This is a genomic window from Paenibacillus sp. UASWS1643 (assembly GCF_008693195.1).
Lineage (GTDB): Bacteria > Bacillota > Bacilli > Paenibacillales > Paenibacillaceae > Paenibacillus > Paenibacillus amylolyticus_B.
This window is the reverse complement of record NZ_VXKZ01000092.1, coordinates 18747-40514: the sequence shown is the minus strand read 5'-3', so window position 1 is coordinate 40514 and position 21768 is coordinate 18747. Positions and strand designations below refer to the sequence as shown.

Here is a 21768-nt window from a genome sequence, read left to right as displayed (position 1 = left end):
AGATGAAATAAAAAAAACGAGTTCGAGTATTCAAGTAAGATCTAGTCGGAGCTTTCCGTGCACGTCTTTTCCTAACATAAGGGCATGACGCGGCTCCAGACTATTTTAAAGCTTGCTGAATTTTGACTGATACCATTATAATTTCTTTTTGGGCTACAAGCAATTTCAACAAAATCCAAGTGAGGTATAATCATGCTGGCGATTGATGTCAAAGATTTGCGCAAGTCGTTTAGCGTCCAGAAAAGCCGAGGTGGGCTGAAGGGCGCGTTCCAGGACCTGTTTGCACGTCAATACCAAGAGGTATTGGCTGTAAATGATATTTCATTTCAGATTCCCCAGGGCGAAATATGCGGATATATTGGGGAGAACGGTGCCGGTAAATCAACAACGATCAAGATGTTAACCGGCATTTTGGTGCCTACTTCAGGGCAAATATCGGTTGGTGGATATGTTCCGTATCAGGAACGGGAGAAGTTTGTACAGAATATTGGTGTTGTTTTTGGTCAGCGCAGTCAATTGTGGTGGGATATTGGCGTTATCGAATCCTTCCATTTATTGCGCAAAGTATATCGTGTAGGAGAGGTCGATTTCCGTAAACGGCTGGATGAACTGGTTGAGCGATTACAGCTTCAGGACCTGCTAAGTCGTCCGGTGCGGAAGCTCAGTCTTGGTCAGCGTATGCGCTGCGAGTTAGTGGCAGCCTTGTTGCATAATCCGAGTATTGTTTTCCTGGATGAGCCAACCATTGGTTTGGATATTGTGGTGAAGTCGGAAATTCGGGATTTTTTGAAAGACATGAACAAGGAGCATGGAACGACCATTCTGCTCACAACCCACGATTTGCAGGACATTGAGGCACTGTGTTCCCGGGTGATCATGCTTGATGCAGGCAACATCATCTATGATGGAGGTCTGGATCATCTCAAGTCCCAGTGGGGTAAGGAGCGCGAGATCCGCTTCAAGTTCGGTTCAGCTCACAACATCAGTCAGATGCAGGAGTGGACTGCTGCGTTGCCTGTACGTTGGACGGTTGAGAATGAATTGTCCGCATCCGTATGGATTCCGCTGGAACTGAACGTTTCGGATGTACTCGGACGTGTCGTTGGACAAGCCGATATTACCGATATTCAGATTATTGAGATCAACACGGATGAGATTGTGCGCAGTATTTACCAATCCGGTTCCGCCGAGCGTCCCGAGATTGTGGGAGCAGGGAAAGAAGCGGTGGGTGTATCCTAAGATGAATAGTGCATTTATTGATTTTATGCGCATCCGTTTTCTAACGATGCTGGCATACCGGGTGAATTATTACTCCGGCATTTTGATATATACGCTGAATATCGGCGTGTATTACTTTACCTGGCAAGCCATTTACGGTAGCAGTGGTGAACTGGGCGGCTTCACGGCAGCGCAGATGACCACTTACATCGCTGTATCCTGGATGGCACGTGCGTTTTACTTTAACAACCTGGACCGGGAGATTGCCGCAGATATACGGGATGGTTCCATTGCGATTCAATTCATCAGGCCGATCAATTACGTTATGGTCAAAATGATGCAGGGTCTCGGCGAAGGTATCTTCCGCTTCCTGCTCCTCATGATTCCTGGGATGCTCATCGCCATTCTGCTGTTCCCGGTTGAATTGCCTACGGCGCCATCGGCCTGGATTGGCTTTCTCGTCATGCTGTTCTTCAGTTTCCTCATTAATTCCCAGATTAATGTGATAACGGGACTGGCGGCATTCTTTGTGGAAAACAATGAAGGCATGATGCGTATGAAACGCGTCGTGGTTGATTTGTTCTCCGGTCTAATCATCCCGATCAGCCTGTATCCAGGCTGGATGTCCGCAGTGATGAAAGTATTGCCTTTTCAGGCCATTACGTATCTGCCCGGTTCCGTGTTCACTGGAAGAGTGGAAGGTACCGCCATCTGGAATGTACTCGGTATTCAGGTGTTCTGGTTTGCCGTGTTACTGCTTCCGATGGTATTGATCTGGCGTAAGGCGCGCAAGCGTCTGTTCGTGCAAGGGGGATAACAGATATGTACTATATGGGTCTGATCTGGGAATATTTGAAGAATTACATGAAAACACGACTCACGTACCGTGCCGATTTCTGGGTGGAGATCCTATCGGATCTGCTGTTCCAGGCAACCAACCTGATCTTTATTTTTGTGGTCTTTCGCCACACGGATAACCTGGGCGGCTGGAGTGAGAGTGAAGTGCTCTTTGTTTATGGATATTTTATGGTGCCCTATGGCATCTTCAGTTGTTTTATCAATCTGTGGGGATTCAGTGAGCGGTACATCGTCAAAGGTGAGATGGATCGGATCCTGACACGCCCTGCACATAATCTGTTCCAGATCTTGCTTGAAAATGTGGACCCGCCTGCACTGGTGGGCTCGTTTATCGGCTTGATCATCATGATCTTTAGCGGAGCAGAGATGGGCCTGATGCTGGAATGGTGGCATATTCCTGCCTTGATTATTTTGGCACTTAGCTCAGTCATGATCTATGCCGGCATCTATACCACATTGACTTCACTATCCTTTTATTCGGACGCGCCAACAGGTATCCTGCCGTTGATGTATAACATCCAAGGATATGGACGATACCCGGTAACGATCTATAACCGTGCCATTCAGGTGCTGTTAACCTGGATCATTCCGTTTGCCTTTGTGGGCATCTATCCCGCAGCCTTGTTCCTGGAAAGGTCCGAGATGCATCGCATGGCGCTGCTTACACCTGTGATGGGATTGGTGTTTGGCTCCATGGGCTTGCTTTTGTGGAATTTTGGCGTGAAGCGGTATCGCGGAGCAGGTTCATAATAACGCCCTATAGTAATTCATGGGGGAGATTAGGGAGGAACTGACATGACGTTAAATGTAGGCGAATTGGCACCGGATTTTGAGCTTCCGTCCAGTACGGGAGAATCGGTAAAGCTTTCGGATTACCGCGGACAGCGGGTGCTGCTTTATTTTTATCCCAAAGATATGACCTCGTCCTGTACACAACAGGCTTGTGATTTCCGGGATCGACATGCTGAATTTGAAGGACTGAACACGGTCATTCTCGGAATCAGCACCGATCCGATGAAACAGCATGACAAGTTTATTGCCAAATATGGATTGCCCTTCACCTTGTTATCAGATGAAGAGCACCTTGTAGCCGAGCAATACGGTGTATGGCAGCTGAAGAAAATGTATGGCAAGGAATACATGGGTGTGGTTCGCTCCACTTTTCTGATTGATGAAGAAGGGAAATTGATCAAGGATTGGTCCAAAGTTCGGGTCAAAGGACATATTGAGGCTGCTCTTGAGGCTGTGAAGGCTATATAGTAACTGCTTCCACATTATATGTACCCAAGCATATATTTCATAATATAAAGGCTGTGTTCATGGAAGTTGCCATGTACACAGCCTTTTGTATATCCATTTATAATAAAATTTGTTTGTCTGCTTCAGATGTTATCCGCTTCATGAGGGGGTGGGTTTACTTTTACTCTTCCGGGAACGAATGCGATAAACCAGCAAGAGGAACAGTGGGATGATGAAGCTGACAGTGATATCCCAGTCTACCCAAGCAGGCATGATCGTATCTGTGTAGAAAATAACATTTGGAGCAATCAGCACACCTAGGGCGAATAACAACAAGGACGAAGGCAAAATGAGCGGCTTATATGTCTTTAATCGAAATAATTGTGCTGTTCCCAACACAAAGGCAAAGAGATATAACAGACTTTTGAAATAGGTGGAAATTAACCAGGCGATAGCCATAAAGGCTTCAATTCGTTCAAAGAAATTACCTATATTAATTTTCTGTGAAAGGGCGTATGAGATATAGATGCTGTGCTGCGTAAGTGTGGGTCCCATCACCATAAGTGAGATGAGTAGCAGCAAACTTAACAGTAACCCTCCACAGAAGGTCGCTAGTAGGAAGTCCCGTTTGAAATGAGGCCCGGAGTTCACATACGGGAGAAACACGGAGAGAATGATAAGTTCGCCAAAGGAAGTGAACGCTGCGCGTATGCTAGACTCTACAAGATGTATCCAGGGCGTACTGAAGTATGGCTGCAGATTTGCACTTTTGGCTTGAGGCAGGAGCCCCAAAAAGAGAAAAAGAATAAATACCACAACGATTGGAGTTAATAGTTCTGCGCTCAGCCCCATCGTACGAAAACCATGGATAAGTCCCCAAGCCAGGGAACAAATGATCATCAGAATAATGACCCGAATGGGAGTTTTCAGATATATTTGCGTCGTCATGAAGTCACCGACTTCACGGACACATATGGCTGCACCTATGGCAAAATAAAATAGATAGGCAACTGATAACATGGAACCTATCCAGGTCCCAAGTAATTGGTTACAGATTTCAAAAAGAGACAACTGGGGATGTGTTCGATGTAGTTTGTACAGAACCCACATGATGCCAACACCGATCGGCAGACCAATAAGAGAACAGAACCAGGCGTCCTGCTTGCCTACTGCGGTAACGAGTGAAGGGTAGATCAGAACCATATCTCCAATCATAACCAGGAAAGTGAGCAGGGTGAACTGCCGAATTGTGAGTTTTTCATGCATCAACATGTTCTTCTGCTCCTTCTCGTGGATTAATACGCTCTCTCCGAACTATCTTTCAGTTGAGGGTTGGGGGTGTGAATTGGATTTTCTGCGAGACTTCACTAACGCTATGAGAACCAGCATCCCCGGAAGAATGATACCTAGTGTGGTGTCCCAATCCACCCAGTACGGAACAATGGTGATGATAATAAATGTCAGGCTGGGCGCAACGAGATTGGCCATTCCATAAACGAGCAATGTTGATGGCAAAATAAGCATTTTAAATTGCTTTAACTTGAAGAGTTCCGCACACCCGACAATAAAGGCGTATAAGTAGATCATCGCTTTGAAATAGGTAGAAATAAGCCACGAGCAAGCCATGATGACCTCGATTCGTTCGAAGAAGCCGCCGATGCTAATCTTCTGAGACAAAATAAACGAAGCATATATATTGTGTTGGGTAAGAAAGGGGCCGAGCACGAGCATGGATATGCTAACAAGAATGGCAAGGATCAAATTACCGAATCCTGCTGTGATGATGATGTCACGCATACGATGGCGACTGTTAGCGACATGGGGAAGAACCATCAAAATGGGAATGGTTTCTCCGACAGGATATATGATACTCACAAGGATCCCTTGCGATATGGAGACAACACCAGTATCCGATATGGGCTCCAGTTTACTGGTATCTAACTGTGGCAAAAGACAGAAGGCGAGGATCATGATAAACAGTACAACGAGGGGCATGAGCAGTTCACTTGTTCTCGCAATGGTCTCCAAGCCGTGGTATACACCCCATCCGATGGCAATTACAAAAATGAGGATGATGACACGAATAGGGGTGTACTGAAATATTTGGGACGTCATGAAATCACCGACTTCCCGGGTATGTGTGGATGTGCCAATCATAAAGAAGAACAAGTAAAAGCACGACAAAAAGGTGCCTGGCCAAAACCCCAGAATATCTCGGGAGATCTGCACCAGGTTTTTCCCTGGATGCATCGTGCCCAATTTCAATATCAACGCCATTAGAGCCATTCCGAGCGGAACGCCAATAAGAGCACATATCCACGCATCTTGTTTGGCATAGGACGTGATGACGGAAGGGTAGATCAGCATCATATCCCCTACCACTAACATAAATGTAAGGGTGGACAATTGTCTTGTACCGATCCGTCCCTTTTCGAGCATGATATACCCTCCTTCTTCACCTAAGTTCCAGTCAAGCGTGCTAATAAATGGTTCACGGGATCATAGATCCACATAATGATATACAGAGGACTGGGGAACTCCCACAAATTGGACGCAATGACACCGAAGAATGTAGCTGTGAGAAGCATTGCACAGTATACAGCCGTTTCTCTCCACTCCTTCCGGCGAATGAGGCCAGGCAGATCAACCCAGCCAATAATTACTGCTACGAAGATAACCGCCAATGTAAGCAACATGCTTCCTCACTCCTTCAGTTCATCTTTGAATGAATCATCCAGTGTACCGACACGTTTAATCTGCACATTGGCTTTGTACTTGATATCCAGTTCTTCGAAATATTTATCCCAGTCATTCTCTATCTTCTTGAAGAACTTGGGATCTGCATGGTACACTTCCTGTCCAAAACCAAATATATCGACATGAAACTTGCGTCTTACTGAATGCACAGATTCCTGCATCAGTTCAATTAACCGTTCTTCACTATCGGATTCCAGTTCTTTGAGAACTTTCATTGAACCGATCCGTATTCCACATTCAACTGCGCCTATGGAGGAGACATTCTTGATATCAATGTTGATTACAGGCTTGCCATTTACGATTTTGGCTTTTCTCTTCGTTGTGGTGCGGAGTGCCTTAAATGTCACGTTGCCCTTCTTGCGACAAGGCATGTGGCTGACAGTAGATTCTACATTATCACGGATGTAATTGTAGCCTTTGGATTCATCCTCCGTTAACCAGCCAATCAGCTTGTCTTTCCGGAATACACTTAGTCCCGTTGTATTAAGGCGGGCTGGTGACCGGATGGTGGCTATATTCTCTTTATTACCACTTTGTTCTTTGTTACCGAGGATCTCTACACCCGTAATGACAGGCTGGATGCCGGGAGATATCATGAAATCCATTAATTCATCCCCGGTTACCGTGGTAGTGGGGGACCAGGTCTTGGCGGATACATCCAAGGAATTAAACAACTTTTCCGCAGGAATATTTTCTAAAGGTGTAAGCACATCAAGGACATGGGAGGCCGTTGTATTCTTTGCCACCATAACGTAATAATCAGGTCGAGCCGTAGGTTCGCGCATTAGCGCTTCGATAACGTCGTATATTCCATCTTTTCGCGCATATTCCTCGCCAAATACCAGCACGCGGATATGCGCCATGAATATGCGGCGTGGACTGGTCTCCGTTAATTTCTGAATCGCTTCGAACAAAGTGGCAGCAGATGCTTGATACTGCGTAACCGGGGTACCTTTGCCTCCTCCTGCCTTGGAAGATACCTCATTCGGAACAACGACCTGAGCACTCACTTTGATCATATCGCCATCTTTGTCCACACCGAGACCCAGCATAATGCCAAGTTCATTCAGTTCCTGGCGATCCCAGCATCCGGTAAGGAGAGGAAGCAGAAGGGCAAAGGATAAAATTAAGCGTAAGCATCTGTTCATGGATGTGCACTCCTTACCGAATTTCTACCGCTTCGTTTTTTTGGTGGACTGTCTGACTTCATTGGTTGCATGAGTAGAGAGTGGGCGAGTTTTCATATGGGACCAAGGCACACGAAAGATCGTGTCTTTAAGATCTTTCTGAATAAAAGGTGCAAATGGAGACATGTAGGACACCCCGAAAGAGCGCAAACTGCAGAGGTGAGTTACTGTTATTAACAGCACGATCAGGATGCCATAGAAGCCAAAGGCAGCCGCCAAGATCATTAATACAAATCGTAGAATACGTACAGAGATGGACAGTCCGTTTTCCGGAATAACATAACTGGAGATCGCAGTGATGGATACGATGATGACCATCGCAGCGGATACAACCCCAGCATCTACCGCTGCCTGACCAATGACAAGCGTACCGACAATGGATACGGCTTGACCAACCGTCTTGGGAATCCGTATGCCTGCTTCCCGCAAAATCTCATAGGTTAGCTCCATAAGTAAGGCTTCAATAAAAGCGGGGAAAGGTACGCCTTCTCGCTGTGCGGCCAGACTGATGAGTAGATTGGTAGGCAACATCTCCTGATGGAACGTGGTGATGGCAATATAAAAGGATGGGGCAAGCAGGGCGATAAAAAAGGCTAGATATCGGATCATTCGAATTAACGTACTGATATCGGCTCGTTGATAGTAGTCTTCTGGAGACTGAAAGAAATGAACAAACAAGGCAGGAACGAGCAATACAAAAGGTGTCCCGTCCACAATGATTGCAACACGCCCTTCAAGCAAAGCGGCAGACACGGTATCAGGTCTTTCACTGTTGTAGACCGTGGGAAAGATCGTCCCCGTCTTGTCTTGTACCAGTTCCTCGATATAACCACTCTCAAGGATGCTATCGATATCGATTTCATCGAGTCTTCGACGCAGTTCTTTTACAATTTCCTGATCCACGATATGCTCCAGATAGAGCACGGCAACACGGGTCTTGGTAACCCTGCCAATTTCTCTTTCTTCAATCCAGAGATGAGGGTTGCGGATTCGTTTGCGAATTAATGAGGTATTGGTCCGCAGGTTTTCGTTGAATCCCTCCATTGGTCCGCGAACGACGGTTTGGGAGACTGGTTCTCCAACGGAACGATCTTCCCAGCCTGCTGCGCCAATCTTTAATCCACGTATAGATCCTTCAAGCAGTAGGATAGCCGATCCCGAAAGAAGTGCATTCATTACTTCTTCCATATCGTTCACCAGCAATACATCACTGGCGATCAGAATATCATTCTGAAGGTAGCTGAGATGTTCATCGTCTGCGGAGAATTCAGGGAGATCACGCTTTTGCAACAACGATTCCATGATGGAGTGATTCAGAATGTTCACATCCACCAATCCATCGATGTACAACATGACAGCAGGCCATTTGTGCAAACATTGCAGAGGTCGGATCATCAAGTCGTTGCTGTTCCCCATCACTTGTTTGCAATATTCGGTATTGTCGTTCAGATTCGGAGAGATCTTTTTCTGGTCCTGATGGTTCTGCACCGATGCACTCATGCCTTCGCCTCCCTATATACCCTATATTTTCAAGATAGTATGACCGGGATGAATTCGGATTATCACAAAAAATAAAAGAATGATTCGTTCTTACACTGTTCGTATAAACGAAAAAAAAAGGAGCTGCGAAGACTCGCAGCTCCTTACTTTTATAGGTGGACATTTGTCCGAATTTACTTTTGTCTTTGTCGAACAGGGGCTGGCTTGGATACGGTGGATCTTGCTGTCCATGCTTTGCGGTAACGATAGAGCACGGCTACGATAAGCAATAGGCCGATTCCTCCCACGATATATGCTGCATATTGATGAGCCAGATGGAATACGGCGTTCCACTGAGGGCCAAATATTTTGCCAATGCCCAGAAACAGTACAACCCAAAACAGTGCGCCTGAATAGGCGTAGAGAGCGAATTTGCGAAAGGGAACAGCAGCTATGCCCGCAAAATATCCGGTGAAATGCCTTACACCCGGAATGAAATAACCGATGAAGATTAAGGCATTACCATACTTGGCGAACCACTTTTGCGTTTTATCGAGTTTGTCCTGCTTCAGCAGAAACCATTTTCCGTATCGTGTTATAAAGGGAAGTCCTGCTTTGGCTCCAATAAAATAAGTGATTGTCATGCCAATCGTTGTTCCCAGAAAAGCCAGTATGGTGAGGATTCCGAAGTCGAGATGCCCCTTGTAGGAGAGAAACCCTGCGTAAGCCATCGTTGTTTCACCAGGAAAGGGAAGTGCGATGAATTCAAGCAACAAGCCAAAAAACAATACGCTGTATCCGTAGGACCCAAACAGATGTTGGATCTTCTCAAGCAATTCCAATAGATTTCACTCTCCTGAATACGGGGTGGGAGCATGAATACTCTCCAAGGTGTTTTAATGTGTTCTGCCTGTCCATTATGCTACCTAATCTGAAGCGAAGAATCAATCAGGCTAGATAGCAAATTGTGAAAAAATATTAAACAAAATCACGTCTTTTTTCAATGTAGCCTCCATATAATTCTAACAAATCTGCTGAAGTCTATCAGCAAATTACTAGAGACGGTGGAGGTCGATTCGTAAATGGTACAGAGACCGGAATTCAGAATCAAGGAAATAGGGGGAAACTCTGCAACAACCATACATACGTTTTTATCTGGACAATGGTATGTCATTCTCGTGCGAATTGCGATATTGTTATGTTCATTTGCTGTATATGCAGGCACGGCTTATGCATCTTCTGCTTCCGGCGCAGGTGATCCAATCCCGGAAGCTAAGAATACTCAAGACAAGGTAGTCTATCTGAGTTTTGACGATGGACCGGGTAACCATACCCGTGAAGTTTTGGATATTTTGCGTAAGGAGAAGGTGTTGGCTACATTTTTTGTGTTGGGTGAGCAGGCAGAGCGTTATCCCGAGTTAATCCGGGAGCTTGTGGAGGATGGACATGCTTTGGGCAATCATACGTTTAATCATCAATACGAACAATTGTACAGTGATTTTAAAGTGTTCTGGAAACAGATCAAGCAGACAGAGGAAGTGCTGGAGCGTATAACCGGTTTCCGTCCGAATCTGGTGCGAGCACCAGGCGGTACCTACGGGCATTTTGACCAGAGTTACTTTGATTTGCTCCAACTGGGTGGATACACCGTCATGGACTGGAACGTCGATAGTGGAGATTCCAAGCGTAAGGGTGTTCCAGCCAAAGAAATCCTCAGTAATTCCACCAAAGTACCCGCGGGAGCACGTTCGGTTATCGTCCTGATGCATGACGGTGGTGCACATGCTGAAACGGTAAAAGCACTTCCGGGTATTATCAAATATTATCGTGATCATGGATATCGTTTTGACACCATAAAGAGTACGGATCAACCAGTTCAATTCCGTGTACATCCAGATGGTAAGTATAAGGCCCGCAAGGCGCCGGGAAAGGCCTGGATCGCAGAGCATGTAGAAGCGAACGCGACGTTATGGCTTGCAAACAAGAAGCTGAAGGTAGAGGTGGGGTTGGCTGCGGCTACCTTGCAACCGGGTGAGTTCCGCATGGAGGGTCAGCGAATCATGGTGCCTTTGCGTACTTTTATGAAAAAATTCGGGGGCAGCACTCGCTGGGACTCTGAAACAAGGACAGCCATAGCAGTATGGAAAGAAAAAACGATTCATGCAGACAGTGTGAGCGGAACACTGACAACAACAGGGGCAATTGAAACGGGGGCAGTACAGAGTCATGGTGGAACCATCTGGGTTCCATTACGTGAGTTACTGGAGCAGATGGGGTTGAGGGTGAATTCCTTAACCAGTAATGAAGCAGAGTGGACGGTAAAGGCGGGCGCTTCCAGATCCATTTCGGCAATGAATAACATATTTAAGTATAAAATGATCTGAAGAAAGTCATTCTTGCAGGACTATTCTCTCTACTTCCGGGCAACACTGAATCATAGATTACTATGGTTCAGGAATGCTGATGAACGGAAGGAGATCAGGAGAAATGTCTTATATCCGAATGGAACATGAACATGCTGTTGAATTGTTAAACAGGGTCATGAAGCGTGTTGAGAGTGTGATTATTGGCAAAAAAACAGAGATTCGTTATGTCCTCACTGCAATGCTCAGTGGGGGGCATGTACTTCTGGAAGATGTGCCGGGTACAGGGAAAACGATGCTGGTTCGTGCCGTTGCTTCTGCACTGGACTGCTCCATGGGCCGGATTCAATTCACGTCCGATGTCATGCCGGCAGATGTTACGGGCACTTCAATCTATAATCCACATACAGGTGAATTCAAGTTTCGGCCCGGACCTGTCATGTCCAACGTTGTCCTGGCTGATGAGATAAATCGCGCTTCACCACGCACTCAGTCTGCCCTGCTGGAGGCAATGGAGGAACGGCGTATTACGGTTGATGGCACAACCTATGCCTTGCCACGCCCGTTCTTTCTGTTGGCGACACAGAACCCGTTACAGTTTGAGGGTACGTACCGTCTGCCTGAAGCGCAGCTGGATCGATTTATCATGAGAATTGGACTGGGGTATCCCGATCCGGAACAGGAATTGGAATTGTTAACACGCATGCAAGGTAGAGAAGCGCTTGATGAACTTCGCCCTGTCCTGCTTGCTGAAGAGGTCGTAGCCATGCAGCGTGAAGTCAAACAGGTACATGTTGATCCCGTCGTCAAACAGTATCTGGTGGCCGTTGCTGTAGCCTCTCGCAGCCTTCCGGCGGTCAGACTGGGCATCAGTCCGCGTGGAACACTGGCCTGGATGGCTGCGGCGCAGTCATTTGCCTATCTTCAAGGACGCAGTTATGTCATTCCGGATGATGTGAAAGAGGTAGCTGTGCCTGTCCTTTCCCACCGTATTCAATTGAAGGCCCAGAACAGAGCGGAGGTTTGGGGGCAAGTACAAGTCATTGAAGAAGCATTGTCATCGGTCCCGGTACCTGTACAAATGGCATCACAGGGAAGGGGACGGAGGCAATGACTGCGCTGGGACAACGGATTGTGAGTGCTGTCTTGGTGGTGGCTTTTGCTTACCTGTATCAGTGGCATGGGGGCAAAGCGGCGTTGTTTCTATCCGTTATAACTTTCTTGATGTTCACAGGAGGTCTGCTTCTCCATTGGTTCAGACCACGGCGTATTCACATCCGTCGGAAAATACACGCGAACCGGATTGAGGCAGGCGAGCAGGTACGGGTTCTGGTGGAGCTGGAATTCAATTGCCGTATTCCATTGTTATGGATCGTTCTGTGTGAGAACACACCTGCAGGTGTTCATCGCAAATTGATTTTCCCGGGAACACGGCGACAATTTTCCTATCAATATGAATGTTCTGGGTTACGAAGAGGAGTCTACAGATGGGATACGGGCAGATTGTACTGGGGGGATATGTTTGGCTGGAATACCCTCTCCGCAGAGACCGCAGGAGGTACACCCCTGATTGTTGTTCCTCAAGCAACGGCTTGGGGGAAGGGTGATTCGATAGAATTCGCAGCGATGATCGAAGGGACTCTGTCGGAGCGAAGAAATAGCCAGGGAAACCGCGGCCCTGAGTTTCGTGAATATCAGCAGGGTGACCCACTGGGACGAGTTCATTGGAAAAGTACAGCCAAAACGGGAAAACTTCAGACCTTTCTGCCCGATACCACGGATCTTGCCTCACTGGGTATCCTTGTGTATGAGGGCGCGTCGGGGTATGACGTAAAACAACGGGAGAACATGGATGCACCTGCTTTTGAACGAGTGGTTCGTGCAGCTGCCCGCTGGATTCATACCGCTGAGCAGGATGACATTCCTTATCATCTGTGGATGGAAGGCGGCGATAAGAGCTATGATGAACAACATCAAAGGCAACATGGGCCGTTCCATGCAGATGATGAGAATCATGGACTGGACAAGCTAGCGGGAGCGCGAATATCCAAAGCACAATCAGGCTCTGTTTCGCTCCGAACGGAGATACTGGATGGACTGGCGAGCGGGTCAAGAATTGTGGTTCTCACAGGTAAGATGGACCCGGTTCTGGCCGAATGGATCATAACTGCAATAGGGTCGGGTTATCGTGTAGAGGTGCAATTGACTGAAGCGAACCAGGACCAATTAGGATCAACGGATAGATTGACGAATGGATTGGGATATGACAGCTTGAGTTTGGAGCGGCTTCGTCACAGTGGGGTGCCGATCCACACGGTTACAGACGTTGCGTTATCTTCATTGGGAAAGGTGGAGGTAACGGATGTGGGAGCGTAATGGAAACCAGCAACCCAATTCCACTAAGGCCGACTTAGAGTCAACGGCCCGTACGAGAATGGAATTGGCCTATGCTGTACATCAAGCTGCGAACCGGAGTTCTGTGACGGATATAAAGGATGAGGGATATGTTAGCGTACCTGTCCTGTACAAAATTTTTATTTCGGCCATTTTACTTATACTGTCTCTGGAGTGGATATATCCTGTTACATCATCAGATCAGCAGGGCAGTGAACGGTTCTTGTCCGTAATGGCGGGATTAACGGGAGCATTGTTGCTCGCGGGGTTAATTCGTACAGGATGGATCACCGGGGTACTGATCCGATTATTCATTGCACTCGCTGCTTTATGTCTGATGTACGGAGGAAGTGATCCTGCCCGTTGGGCGGTCGCTTATCCGGGAATATTTTCAGCGGATATGGACACTTTTATAAATAACTGGCGATTTCACTCGATTAGTACAGAAACGAGAGGGTTGTTCATGATGTGCGGCTGGAGCATGCTCATGGCTTCTGTGCAATCCCTCGTATTCTTACGTCGAAGCGTTATGCTGTTTGGCAGTGCAACACTGCTCTATTTGCTTTTGCTTGAATCTTTTGCGGGGCTGGATGTGTATGCTTCTGTAATACGGTCTGTCCTATGGACTTTTCTTATTCAGGCTCTGCTCCAGCTATTACGTCTCAATGCAGGAGTCACTACTCCGAGTTATCGCGGCAGCCCCTATGGCCGCTGGAGTGCAGTAACTATCGTTGCTTCAGCAGGTATGGTGCTTTTCTCAGCGGTACCTGGCCAGTTTGCTTCCATTCCTCAACCGGAACGCATATCTCTGGAACAGATGGGTGAACGCATAGCTCGCTGGGCAGGTTATACACAGCACAGTAGTATCCCTGCTGCAACAGCGGTCACGGGATATAGTACAGCGGACGCGCCTATGGGAGCGCCGTTGGTGCCGGGGAATTCCATCTTTTTTATAGCAAAGAGTCCGGAAGTGACGTATTGGCGAGGGGAGACCCGTTCATATTATAACGGTAGTACTTGGAGTGACCCGGGTCAGAGCTTTGAAACGGCAAGTCCATCCGGAATGCTGCGTGCTGATGGTTGGGAGAATCCAACCTATTGGAGTCGCATTCGCCAAACCGTCTCGATGCAGCGAGAGTGGAAAGGACCAAATCCACTCTTTACCGGTGGCATACCGGTCAACGTATCGTTCCAGGATAAGAACAAGGATAATCAGGAAAACATGTTTTCTTTGCTGTCTAATCGCGATTCGGCAACATTGTGGCTCGCAGGCTCCGGAAACGATAAGATGGTTAAACATTATTCGGCAGACGTCATGGTTCCTGTCGCAACAGCTGAACAGTTACGTCTGCTTGAGGAAACGAATAAAGGGAAAGATCCGGCAGCCATTCGGAGGAGTTATCTGCAATTGCCTGCATCACTCCCCGGTCGAGTGCAGACGCTTGCCAAGGAAATCATTCAAGGCAGTGAGACCCGGTATGACGCTGTGCAAGCTGTAAAGACTTATCTGGCTGCTCATGCCGAGTATACGTTGGATACCCGTATGCCACCGCGAGGAACAGATTTTGTGGACGATTTTTTATTCGTCACCCGGCAGGGGTATTGCAATCATTTCTCCACAGCTATGATTGTGTTACTTCGTTCGGAAGGTATCCCCGCACGCTGGGTTAAAGGTTTTGGCCCCGGAGTTGCTGACCCGGATGTGCCCAGTCAGTATGTGATTTCACAGGGAGATGCACATTCCTGGGTAGAAGTGTATTTTCCGGGTGCAGGCTGGATGCCGTTTGAGGCCACGCCAGGCTTCACCATGGCGCAAGGCGCGGGCGAAAGTGTCGCAGCGCTCGCCGAACCACAGCCTGTTGCGGAGAATCCGCCGTATATGAGCGGCGGATTGGCTAACGCGGGCGCATGGCTGCTCGCCCGCGCACGGGCCATTGCCGCGGAGCCATTGCTCGTGGCAGCCCTTGTGGCAGCGGCCCTGCTGGGCGCCGCTGCTCTGGTCCGCATGCGGCGGCTACGCCCCGCGCTGCGGTTAGGGCTGCTGCTGGCGTGGCCGCGCAGCAGCTTTCCGGACCGCGAGCGGCTGCTGGGTGCCGCCGCTCCGGTCTGGGCCGCGCTAGCGCGCCGGTACGGCCCGCGGCCGCCGGGTATGACGCTGCGTGAATATGCAGCGTCACCGGCTTTGGCCGCAGGCGCGGACGGCGCGGACATCGCGCGGTTTGCAGCCGACTGGGAACGGCTGCTGTATGGGCCGGACCGTCCGCTGCGCGCGGACAGTCTGGACTTCCTGCGCCGGGCACTTCGTTTGGCCCGGCAGTTGCAGGCGTTGTAACACAAGGATGTTACAACGTTACACCAAAGATGCGAAGCTGCTGCCATACAATCGCTATCGCTTTCCAATAGAGCTTGGCCACTTGTGGGCAGATGAAGATCACCATTGGCTGGCGCATTGTTCCTTTAATGCATAATGCAGCGTTTGGTTTATCGCTGCATGCCATACATAAGACGCCTTTCGCGCTGCGCTGCGAACGAGGCGTCTTTCCACGATCATACACTTGAACCAGCATCTTGCTGTCAAGTTTTTGTATTTGGAATTTCATATCTAAAGGCAATTGGTAATCCTGTTTTGATATGTCGAAAAAAGGAGTTTCGCCTTTCCTTGACGGTATGTTTTGTCGTTGCGTATAATTAGTTTCATTGAATTGAGGGAGGCACGGTTATGAATAAGCAGAATGAGATTGTGGTTGTCCTTGACTTTGGGGGCCAATACAACCAGTTAATCGCCAGAAGAATCCGGGATCTTGGCGTATACAGCGAGCTTTTGCCGTATAACACACCGGCGGAAAAGATCGCAGAAATGGCACCAAAAGGAATCGTATTTTCAGGTGGGCCGTCCAGCGTATACGCTGAGAATGCTCCCCACGTGGACCCAGGTGTCTATGATCTAGGCTTGCCAATCTTCGGTATCTGCTACGGAATGCAGCTTATGGCCCAACAGCTCGAAGGTAAAGTAGAACGTTCCGAGAAGCGAGAGTACGGTAAAGCAGACCTTGAGTTTGCTGCTGGATCTACACTGGCAAAAGGTATTGAAGGCGAACATACGGTATGGATGAGTCACGGTGACCATGTGGTTACACTTCCTCCAGGTTTCAAACTGGATGCAGGCACGGAAAGTGCGCCAATCGCTGCCATGAGTGACGATGAGCGTAAATTGTATGCTGTTCAGTTCCACCCTGAGGTACGTCACTCTGTTCGCGGTAACGACATGATTCGTAACTTCCTGTTCGAAATCTGTGGTTGCGAAGGTAACTGGACGATGGAGACATTCATCGATGACACCATCAAAGACATTCGTGAAAAAGTGGGCGACAGTAAAGTACTGTGTGCGCTTAGCGGCGGTGTGGATTCTTCCGTTGTAGCTGCATTGCTTCACAAAGCCATTGGTGATCAACTGACATGTATGTTTATCGACCACGGTCTGTTGCGTAAAGGTGAAGCAGAAAGTGTAATGGAGACGTTTGTCGGCAAATTCGACATGAAAGTTGTCAAAATTGATGCACAAGAGCGCTTCATGTCCAAACTGGCTGGCGTGGATGATCCAGAACAAAAACGTAAAATCATCGGTAACGAGTTTATTTACGTATTTGACGAAGAGTCCAAGCAGTTCGATGACTTTGCATTCCTGGCACAAGGTACACTCTACACGGACATCGTGGAAAGTGGTACAGCGACTGCACAGACCATCAAATCCCACCACAACGTGGGCGGTCTGCCTGAAGACATGAATTTCAAACTGATCGAACCGCTGAGCACATTGTTCAAGGATGAAGTACGTAAAGTCGGTACCGAGTGTGGCCTGCCGGACGAAATTGTTCATCGTCAGCCGTTCCCTGGTCCGGGCCTTGCGATCCGTGTTCTTGGTGAGGTTACCGAAGAAAAACTTAAAATTGTTCGTGACTCAGACTACATCCTGCGTGAAGAGATTGCCAAAGCCGGTCTCGACCGCGAAATCTGGCAGTACTTCACAGCCCTGCCTAACATGAAGAGTGTTGGCGTTATGGGTGATGCGCGTACGTATTCCTACACTGTAGGTATCCGTGCAGTAACATCCATCGACGGTATGACTGCGGACTGGGCACGTATTCCTTGGGATGTGCTGGAGAAAATCTCCGTACGGATCGTTAACGAAGTTGATAACGTAAACCGTATCGTCTATGATGTTACATCCAAACCACCTGCAACGATCGAGTGGGAATGAATTGGACGGAAATTTGACGATGGGCCTGCGGGAATCCTTGCTGCGTAAGGGTTTCGGTAACCGTTAGTACGATCGCTTCCAATTGACCCGCAACAATTGGTTGCTCAAAATACTCTCTTTTATCCGCGTTGTTTTAGCAGATGAAGGGAGTTTTTTTGTGACTAAAATTACGGAGTTGATTCAGGATTTTAAGCTCAATCAGGAAATTCTCGGCCGCGCACGAGAGTATGTCGAGATATGCATGTTCCGTCTTGGTCGGTGGGAGCGGTTTATAACGAAGGAGTTGGACGTACATCACGCGGAGGATATTTCTTCCCACCATATTAAACGCTACATCCAAGAACGTCAGCGGATCGGCAGCGAGGCGAATATTACGCTGAACAATAACATCGCGACGTTAAAGGTGTTCTTTCAATACTTGGTGGACGAGGAGTTTATAGAGGAACGCGACAATCCTATGCGCCGGATAAAGAATCTGAAAGAGACCAAAACGGTCATCATCACGTTCAACGACGAAGAGGTATCTCGGATAATCAATGATGTGCGCGAGGAGACGTACTCGAACGTTAGGGACAAGCTTATCGTAATCATGCTGATTGATACCGGAATCCGCGTATCTGAGCTCTGCGGTATAAAGAACGATGATATTGCGCGGCGTCATATTTTGATTCACGGAAAGGGTTCGAAGCAGCGTCTCGTATATATCAGTAGTATCATGCGCAAGTATATGCGGAAGTACGAGGAGTTGCGTAAGGAGCGCTTTAAGAAGAAGGAGCCGGAAGAGATCGCGGATTATTACTTTCTGGATCAGACGGCGGACGGACTATCGCGCTCACGCATCAATAAGATACTCAAGGAGCATTGCAGGAACGCGGGAGTACGAAAAGAGGTACGATGCTCTCCGCATGATTGCCGACACTACTTCGCGCAGAAGCAACTCAAAAACGGGATCGATATATACAGCCTGAGCCGGCTCCTGGGGCATTTTGATACGCAGATCACGGCGAAGTACCTGAGAGGCCTAGAACAAGAGGATATACTCAATATCGGCCGCCTGCACAGCCCTTTGAATGGGGTTAAGATCAAACAGTGAGTGGTAATTGATATAAAGTCCAAAGTTGTGCCGCAGTCATTCATTATGATAGCCTTTTCAGTGACAAATTGAGGAGGTTACATAATGGACTACAAGGAGAAAAGAAAGTCAATTATTGAAATGCGGGAGTCAAAAGAAGAATTAAACATGCAGTCAGCTATAAGTATGTTTTTAAGCTCGCGTAAGTTGAAAAATCTAACTGAAAATACTGTGGCTTCATACAGCCAGTCTCTCAACAAGCTAAGCACCTTCTTAGCGAATAATGAGATAATTAAAGTAAATGAGATAATAGTTGAAGATATACAAGAGTTTATCCAGACACGAAAAGAGAAGGGGAACAGCGCGCCAACGTTGAACAAGTACATCAGAAACCTACGCGCATTCTTTAATTTTCTTCGTAGTTCTGGGTACTTACTTGAAAATCCTATGGAGCCAATTGATAAGCTTGTGGAGGAAAAACGTATTCTACGTACTCTGAGTCGTGAGCAAATTACATTGTTACTTGACGTACCTGACCGCGCAACGCCAGCGGGATACCGTAACTATGTGTTTATCTTGCTAATACTCGACACTGGGTTGCGTATAGAGGAAGCACTGACGTTCAATGTGGAAGACGTATATTGGAAGGAACAGGTGATTCAGGTTTTCGGTAAGGGCCGCAAAGAAAGACTCGTTCCATTTAGCGCTACTCTTGCCGTCCATCTACGTGAATACCTAGAGTTACGCGGCGAAACGGACACATCTGTATTCTTTGTTAATATTGACGGACTTCCTCTCAAACGGCGGACTGTTCAAGAGGAGATATCAGACTACGGACAGCTTGCGAAGATAAAAGGCGTCCGCGTTTCTTGCCATTCGTTGCGTTATACATTTGCTCGCAATTACATTCTAAACGGCGGAGATATCGTAAGTCTTATGAAAATTTTAGGCCACAAATCGCTTCATATGGCGCAATTATACAGTGAGATGTTCCAGGGAGACGTTTCAAAGCAACATAGCAAGTTTTCACCTGTTAGCTCACTTTTCAATTAGACCACCTCAAAGTAGCGAACTTTGTGCACATCAGCCCGCAGCGGATATCGTTTCCGTTCGCGGGCTTTTTTGTCGTTTAGGGGTATCAGCAACTTTGCGGAGTGAAATCGTTCGACGTCGAACGGTATTGCGTTGTCCCTACGTGGATACATCACGTAGAATCTCCGTCAAATCCCCCTACATATAGCGCGCCTGGCCCGTCCGGATACGTTCCCCTTAACACAGCCTAAACGCGCTGATTCCACGGTAAACTACGCAAAAAAAGAGCCGTAGTGATTAACGGCTCTCTTCGTTGTCTTCCGGTATGTATTCGATTAAGTCGCCAGGCAATACGCCTAGCTTTACGCATAACGTATTCAGCGTAGGAAAGTCGATCCGTGCGTTAGCGTTCAGCGCGAGAGCCTTTACCGTGTTCCGGTTTATCCCGGTGATTTGAACAACGTCTTTCTGCTCGAGTCCGCGATCCTTCATTATCTTATCGAGTGAGAATCGGATAGCCACAAAAATTCCTCCAAAAATAATGTAGTAAACTAGTTGACAAGAATAACACACGGGTGTATATTAGTAATCAAGTAAACTAGTTGACAAGATAACCTGTTAACATCTTATACGTAGTATCGTACCAAATGGTTTCATCATTATCAAGCGATAGTATGGCCGGTCTGAGACCGTGAAACTTAATCCAACATTCGAGTTACTTTAAAAATATGATTTGAAAAGGGGATAACTAACATGCAACTTACCGTTAATAATAATCAAACTACGTCTAACAATATTAAATCGAACGCCTATGGTCGGAGATTTCTGAAACTACTTCGCGCAGTCTACTGCCTGATTATTATTACGAAGGAGATCGTAGCATGAGCGAGCAGATCAATCTTGAACTTGCCTCCACGATCCTAGGCCCATTCGATGAGGCGCACCAATATGCTTTATACGAGGGTTATGTGTTAAACGGTCGCCACATTTTCATTCTTGACGATGGTCAACTTTGGCTCAGACACGTACATAAGGCGCCGCACATGGAGCACCTGTATATTGATGGAGATTCTGGCGGAATGATTGTCGCAAATAACGTTGAGGGTATGGACGTCCGCGAACTTATCGGAACGATTATAACTGAGCTGCGCGGAATGGACGGTCTCCAATTTCTGCTCGATGTCTTGCTGTGGACTCCGGATCGCGGAGATTTAAACCTTAAACTCGAAATCCTTCGATAACACATCGCCTGACGAGTCTGTGCGCGGAGCCAGACGAAACCTACGGACTATGTCCGGATGGTCGCGGAACTTCCGCATGTATCGCGTAACAACGTACTGTAATGGTGAAACAACCAAACTAATAGCCGCGCGGGCTTAAAACGCCGAGGAGGCATTCATGGAAAAAACGACAGTAATCGAAATCGGTTATGTACGTGATCATCGCACTGGTAATTTCATTGTTACACTCATTGACGAATCCTTCCACCCTAACAGTAACCGCCGTCGCCAACAGATCGTTGTGCTACCTGGCGCATTCTTCCACATCCTAACCAAAATAGACCGCCGATCCATCGCGAACGCAGTTTATGTCACGTTGGAACAAGCGGCCGACCTCGGATTTATTGTCTCAAACTTCCCTACTATTGTTGAAGCAATCGCCTAATTTCGTTATACCATCCGTACCGTTAGCGCTAACTGACGGATCGCTATGCGGATAGTCTGTACTTTCTGACGCCAATCGGAAGGATCGCCATTCAGACGTTTAACACTGATTTACTTTCGCCGGTCTCGCGCCAACGACTCCGGCTTTCCTTAGATCATTCGCGGTGGGGAGCGGCAACTCCCTCAGGCACATCGCTTCACATAGATTCTTTCGGAGGACAGCGGGAACTGCTTCTCCAACTTGTAA

General features: G+C 47.6%; 21 protein-coding genes. 13 read left to right on the top strand and 8 right to left on the bottom strand.

Translation table 11 applies throughout. The features are described 5' to 3' along the window. The first annotated feature begins 192 nt into the window (after positions 1 to 192). Genes FE296_RS03685 through bcp form a run of 4 tightly spaced genes read left to right on the top strand, consistent with a single transcriptional unit; the run spans position 193 to position 3336 of the window. Positions 193 to 1239 carry an ABC transporter ATP-binding protein gene (locus FE296_RS03685; RefSeq protein ID WP_036614079.1) on the top strand — a complete coding sequence of 349 codons (1047 nt, stop codon included), beginning with the start codon at positions 193 to 195 and terminating at the stop codon, positions 1237 to 1239. A gap of 1 nt (position 1240) precedes the next feature. Beyond that, positions 1241 to 2035, top strand: a complete 795-nt coding sequence (locus tag FE296_RS03680; protein ID WP_062837592.1) for an ABC transporter permease — start codon at positions 1241 to 1243, stop codon at positions 2033 to 2035. 5 nt (positions 2036 to 2040) lie between these two features. Next, the gene (locus FE296_RS03675; RefSeq protein WP_036614076.1) at positions 2041 to 2826 is read left to right on the top strand and encodes an ABC transporter permease; all 786 of its coding nucleotides are present in this window, start codon (positions 2041 to 2043) and stop codon (positions 2824 to 2826) included. 45 nt (positions 2827 to 2871) lie between these two features. Then, entirely contained in the window at positions 2872 to 3336 is a 465-nt protein-coding gene (gene bcp, locus FE296_RS03670; RefSeq protein WP_124118726.1) for a thioredoxin-dependent thiol peroxidase, read from the top strand. Positions 3337 to 3474: 138 nt separating this feature from the next. Here the strand turns inward: bcp and FE296_RS03665 are convergent, their stop codons facing one another. The 6 genes from FE296_RS03665 to FE296_RS03640 all read right to left on the bottom strand — a co-directional run bounded on the left by FE296_RS03665 (position 3475) and on the right by FE296_RS03640 (position 9580). Beyond that, positions 3475 to 4587: a GerAB/ArcD/ProY family transporter gene (locus FE296_RS03665; RefSeq protein WP_150364255.1), complete on the bottom strand. Its 1113-nt coding sequence runs from the start codon at positions 4585 to 4587 to the stop codon at positions 3475 to 3477. A 42-nt stretch (positions 4588 to 4629) separates the two neighbouring features. Continuing rightward, on the bottom strand, positions 4630 to 5754 hold the full coding sequence (locus tag FE296_RS03660; RefSeq protein WP_150364254.1) for a GerAB/ArcD/ProY family transporter: 1125 nt from the start codon (positions 5752 to 5754) through the stop codon (positions 4630 to 4632). A 20-nt stretch (positions 5755 to 5774) separates the two neighbouring features. Beyond that, positions 5775 to 6011: a hypothetical protein gene (locus tag FE296_RS03655; protein WP_150364253.1), complete on the bottom strand. Its 237-nt coding sequence runs from the start codon at positions 6009 to 6011 to the stop codon at positions 5775 to 5777. A 6-nt stretch (positions 6012 to 6017) separates the two neighbouring features. Then, positions 6018 to 7220 carry a Ger(x)C family spore germination protein gene (locus tag FE296_RS03650; protein WP_124118722.1) on the bottom strand — a complete coding sequence of 401 codons (1203 nt, stop codon included), beginning with the start codon at positions 7218 to 7220 and terminating at the stop codon, positions 6018 to 6020. A 24-nt stretch (positions 7221 to 7244) separates the two neighbouring features. Continuing rightward, on the bottom strand, positions 7245 to 8759 hold the full coding sequence (locus FE296_RS03645; RefSeq protein ID WP_124118721.1) for a spore germination protein: 1515 nt from the start codon (positions 8757 to 8759) through the stop codon (positions 7245 to 7247). Between the two features lie 173 nt (positions 8760 to 8932). Then, entirely contained in the window at positions 8933 to 9580 is a 648-nt protein-coding gene (locus FE296_RS03640; RefSeq protein WP_017690726.1) for a DedA family protein, read from the bottom strand. Positions 9581 to 9820: 240 nt separating this feature from the next. Between FE296_RS03640 and FE296_RS03635 the strand changes: the two genes are divergently transcribed. From FE296_RS03635 to FE296_RS03620, 4 genes are all read left to right on the top strand, one after another. Further along, positions 9821 to 11122 carry a polysaccharide deacetylase family protein gene (locus FE296_RS03635; protein ID WP_150364252.1) on the top strand — a complete coding sequence of 434 codons (1302 nt, stop codon included), beginning with the start codon at positions 9821 to 9823 and terminating at the stop codon, positions 11120 to 11122. A gap of 103 nt (positions 11123 to 11225) precedes the next feature. Then, on the top strand, positions 11226 to 12215 hold the full coding sequence (locus tag FE296_RS03630; protein ID WP_150364251.1) for an AAA family ATPase: 990 nt from the start codon (positions 11226 to 11228) through the stop codon (positions 12213 to 12215). Then, positions 12212 to 13477: a DUF58 domain-containing protein gene (locus FE296_RS03625; RefSeq protein WP_150364250.1), complete on the top strand. Its 1266-nt coding sequence runs from the start codon at positions 12212 to 12214 to the stop codon at positions 13475 to 13477. Before FE296_RS03630 ends, FE296_RS03625 begins: the two co-directional genes overlap by 4 nt. Continuing rightward, positions 13464 to 15827 carry a DUF4129 domain-containing transglutaminase family protein gene (locus FE296_RS03620; protein WP_150364249.1) on the top strand — a complete coding sequence of 788 codons (2364 nt, stop codon included), beginning with the start codon at positions 13464 to 13466 and terminating at the stop codon, positions 15825 to 15827. Before FE296_RS03625 ends, FE296_RS03620 begins: the two co-directional genes overlap by 14 nt. Positions 15828 to 15837: 10 nt before the next feature. Here FE296_RS03620 and FE296_RS32610 read toward each other — a convergent pair whose 3' ends face one another. Continuing rightward, positions 15838 to 15993: a hypothetical protein gene (locus FE296_RS32610; protein WP_190945018.1), complete on the bottom strand. Its 156-nt coding sequence runs from the start codon at positions 15991 to 15993 to the stop codon at positions 15838 to 15840. Positions 15994 to 16214: 221 nt separating this feature from the next. Between FE296_RS32610 and guaA the strand changes: the two genes are divergently transcribed. From guaA to FE296_RS03605, 3 genes are all read left to right on the top strand, one after another. Then, positions 16215 to 17753: a glutamine-hydrolyzing GMP synthase gene (gene guaA, locus FE296_RS03615; RefSeq protein ID WP_091018677.1), complete on the top strand. Its 1539-nt coding sequence runs from the start codon at positions 16215 to 16217 to the stop codon at positions 17751 to 17753. A 157-nt stretch (positions 17754 to 17910) separates the two neighbouring features. Continuing rightward, positions 17911 to 18846, top strand: coding sequence for a tyrosine-type recombinase/integrase (locus FE296_RS03610; RefSeq protein ID WP_150364248.1), 936 nt, complete (start codon positions 17911 to 17913; stop codon positions 18844 to 18846). A gap of 84 nt (positions 18847 to 18930) precedes the next feature. Continuing rightward, a complete protein-coding gene (locus FE296_RS03605) occupies positions 18931 to 19878 on the top strand; it encodes a tyrosine-type recombinase/integrase (RefSeq protein ID WP_150364247.1) in 948 nt (315 codons plus the stop codon). 276 nt (positions 19879 to 20154) lie between these two features. Here FE296_RS03605 and FE296_RS03600 read toward each other — a convergent pair whose 3' ends face one another. Then, entirely contained in the window at positions 20155 to 20379 is a 225-nt protein-coding gene (locus tag FE296_RS03600) for a helix-turn-helix domain-containing protein (RefSeq protein WP_223868757.1), read from the bottom strand. Between the two features lie 359 nt (positions 20380 to 20738). Between FE296_RS03600 and FE296_RS03595 the strand changes: the two genes are divergently transcribed. Both FE296_RS03595 and FE296_RS03590 read left to right on the top strand, forming a co-directional pair. Further along, the gene (locus FE296_RS03595) at positions 20739 to 21098 is read left to right on the top strand and encodes a hypothetical protein (RefSeq protein WP_150364246.1); all 360 of its coding nucleotides are present in this window, start codon (positions 20739 to 20741) and stop codon (positions 21096 to 21098) included. 157 nt (positions 21099 to 21255) lie between these two features. Further along, entirely contained in the window at positions 21256 to 21522 is a 267-nt protein-coding gene (locus tag FE296_RS03590; protein WP_150364245.1) for a hypothetical protein, read from the top strand. The last annotated feature ends 246 nt before the right edge of the window (positions 21523 to 21768 follow it).

Excerpts from the sequence above, each read along its gene's own strand:
- FE296_RS03630 (WP_150364251.1), top strand. The coding sequence starts at position 11,226 with ATGTCTTATATCCGAATGGAACATGAACATGCTGTTGAATTGTTAAAC.
- FE296_RS03620 (WP_150364249.1), top strand. The coding sequence starts at position 13,464 with ATGTGGGAGCGTAATGGAAACCAGCAACCCAATTCCACTAAGGCCGAC.
- FE296_RS03625 (WP_150364250.1), top strand. The coding sequence starts at position 12,212 with ATGACTGCGCTGGGACAACGGATTGTGAGTGCTGTCTTGGTGGTGGCT.
- FE296_RS03660 (WP_150364254.1), bottom strand. The coding sequence starts at position 5,754 with ATGCTCGAAAAGGGACGGATCGGTACAAGACAATTGTCCACCCTTACA.
- FE296_RS03635 (WP_150364252.1), top strand. The coding sequence starts at position 9,821 with ATGGTACAGAGACCGGAATTCAGAATCAAGGAAATAGGGGGAAACTCT.
- bcp (WP_124118726.1), top strand. The coding sequence starts at position 2,872 with ATGACGTTAAATGTAGGCGAATTGGCACCGGATTTTGAGCTTCCGTCC.
- FE296_RS03645 (WP_124118721.1), bottom strand. The coding sequence starts at position 8,759 with ATGAGTGCATCGGTGCAGAACCATCAGGACCAGAAAAAGATCTCTCCG.
- FE296_RS03665 (WP_150364255.1), bottom strand. The coding sequence starts at position 4,587 with ATGTTGATGCATGAAAAACTCACAATTCGGCAGTTCACCCTGCTCACT.
- FE296_RS03650 (WP_124118722.1), bottom strand. The coding sequence starts at position 7,220 with ATGAACAGATGCTTACGCTTAATTTTATCCTTTGCCCTTCTGCTTCCT.
- FE296_RS03605 (WP_150364247.1), top strand. The coding sequence starts at position 18,931 with ATGGACTACAAGGAGAAAAGAAAGTCAATTATTGAAATGCGGGAGTCA.
- FE296_RS03590 (WP_150364245.1), top strand. The coding sequence starts at position 21,256 with ATGGAAAAAACGACAGTAATCGAAATCGGTTATGTACGTGATCATCGC.
- FE296_RS03675 (WP_036614076.1), top strand. The coding sequence starts at position 2,041 with ATGTACTATATGGGTCTGATCTGGGAATATTTGAAGAATTACATGAAA.
- FE296_RS03655 (WP_150364253.1), bottom strand. The coding sequence starts at position 6,011 with ATGTTGCTTACATTGGCGGTTATCTTCGTAGCAGTAATTATTGGCTGG.
- FE296_RS32610 (WP_190945018.1), bottom strand. The coding sequence starts at position 15,993 with ATGGCATGCAGCGATAAACCAAACGCTGCATTATGCATTAAAGGAACA.
- guaA (WP_091018677.1), top strand. The coding sequence starts at position 16,215 with ATGAATAAGCAGAATGAGATTGTGGTTGTCCTTGACTTTGGGGGCCAA.
- FE296_RS03685 (WP_036614079.1), top strand. The coding sequence starts at position 193 with ATGCTGGCGATTGATGTCAAAGATTTGCGCAAGTCGTTTAGCGTCCAG.
- FE296_RS03595 (WP_150364246.1), top strand. The coding sequence starts at position 20,739 with ATGAGCGAGCAGATCAATCTTGAACTTGCCTCCACGATCCTAGGCCCA.
- FE296_RS03680 (WP_062837592.1), top strand. The coding sequence starts at position 1,241 with ATGAATAGTGCATTTATTGATTTTATGCGCATCCGTTTTCTAACGATG.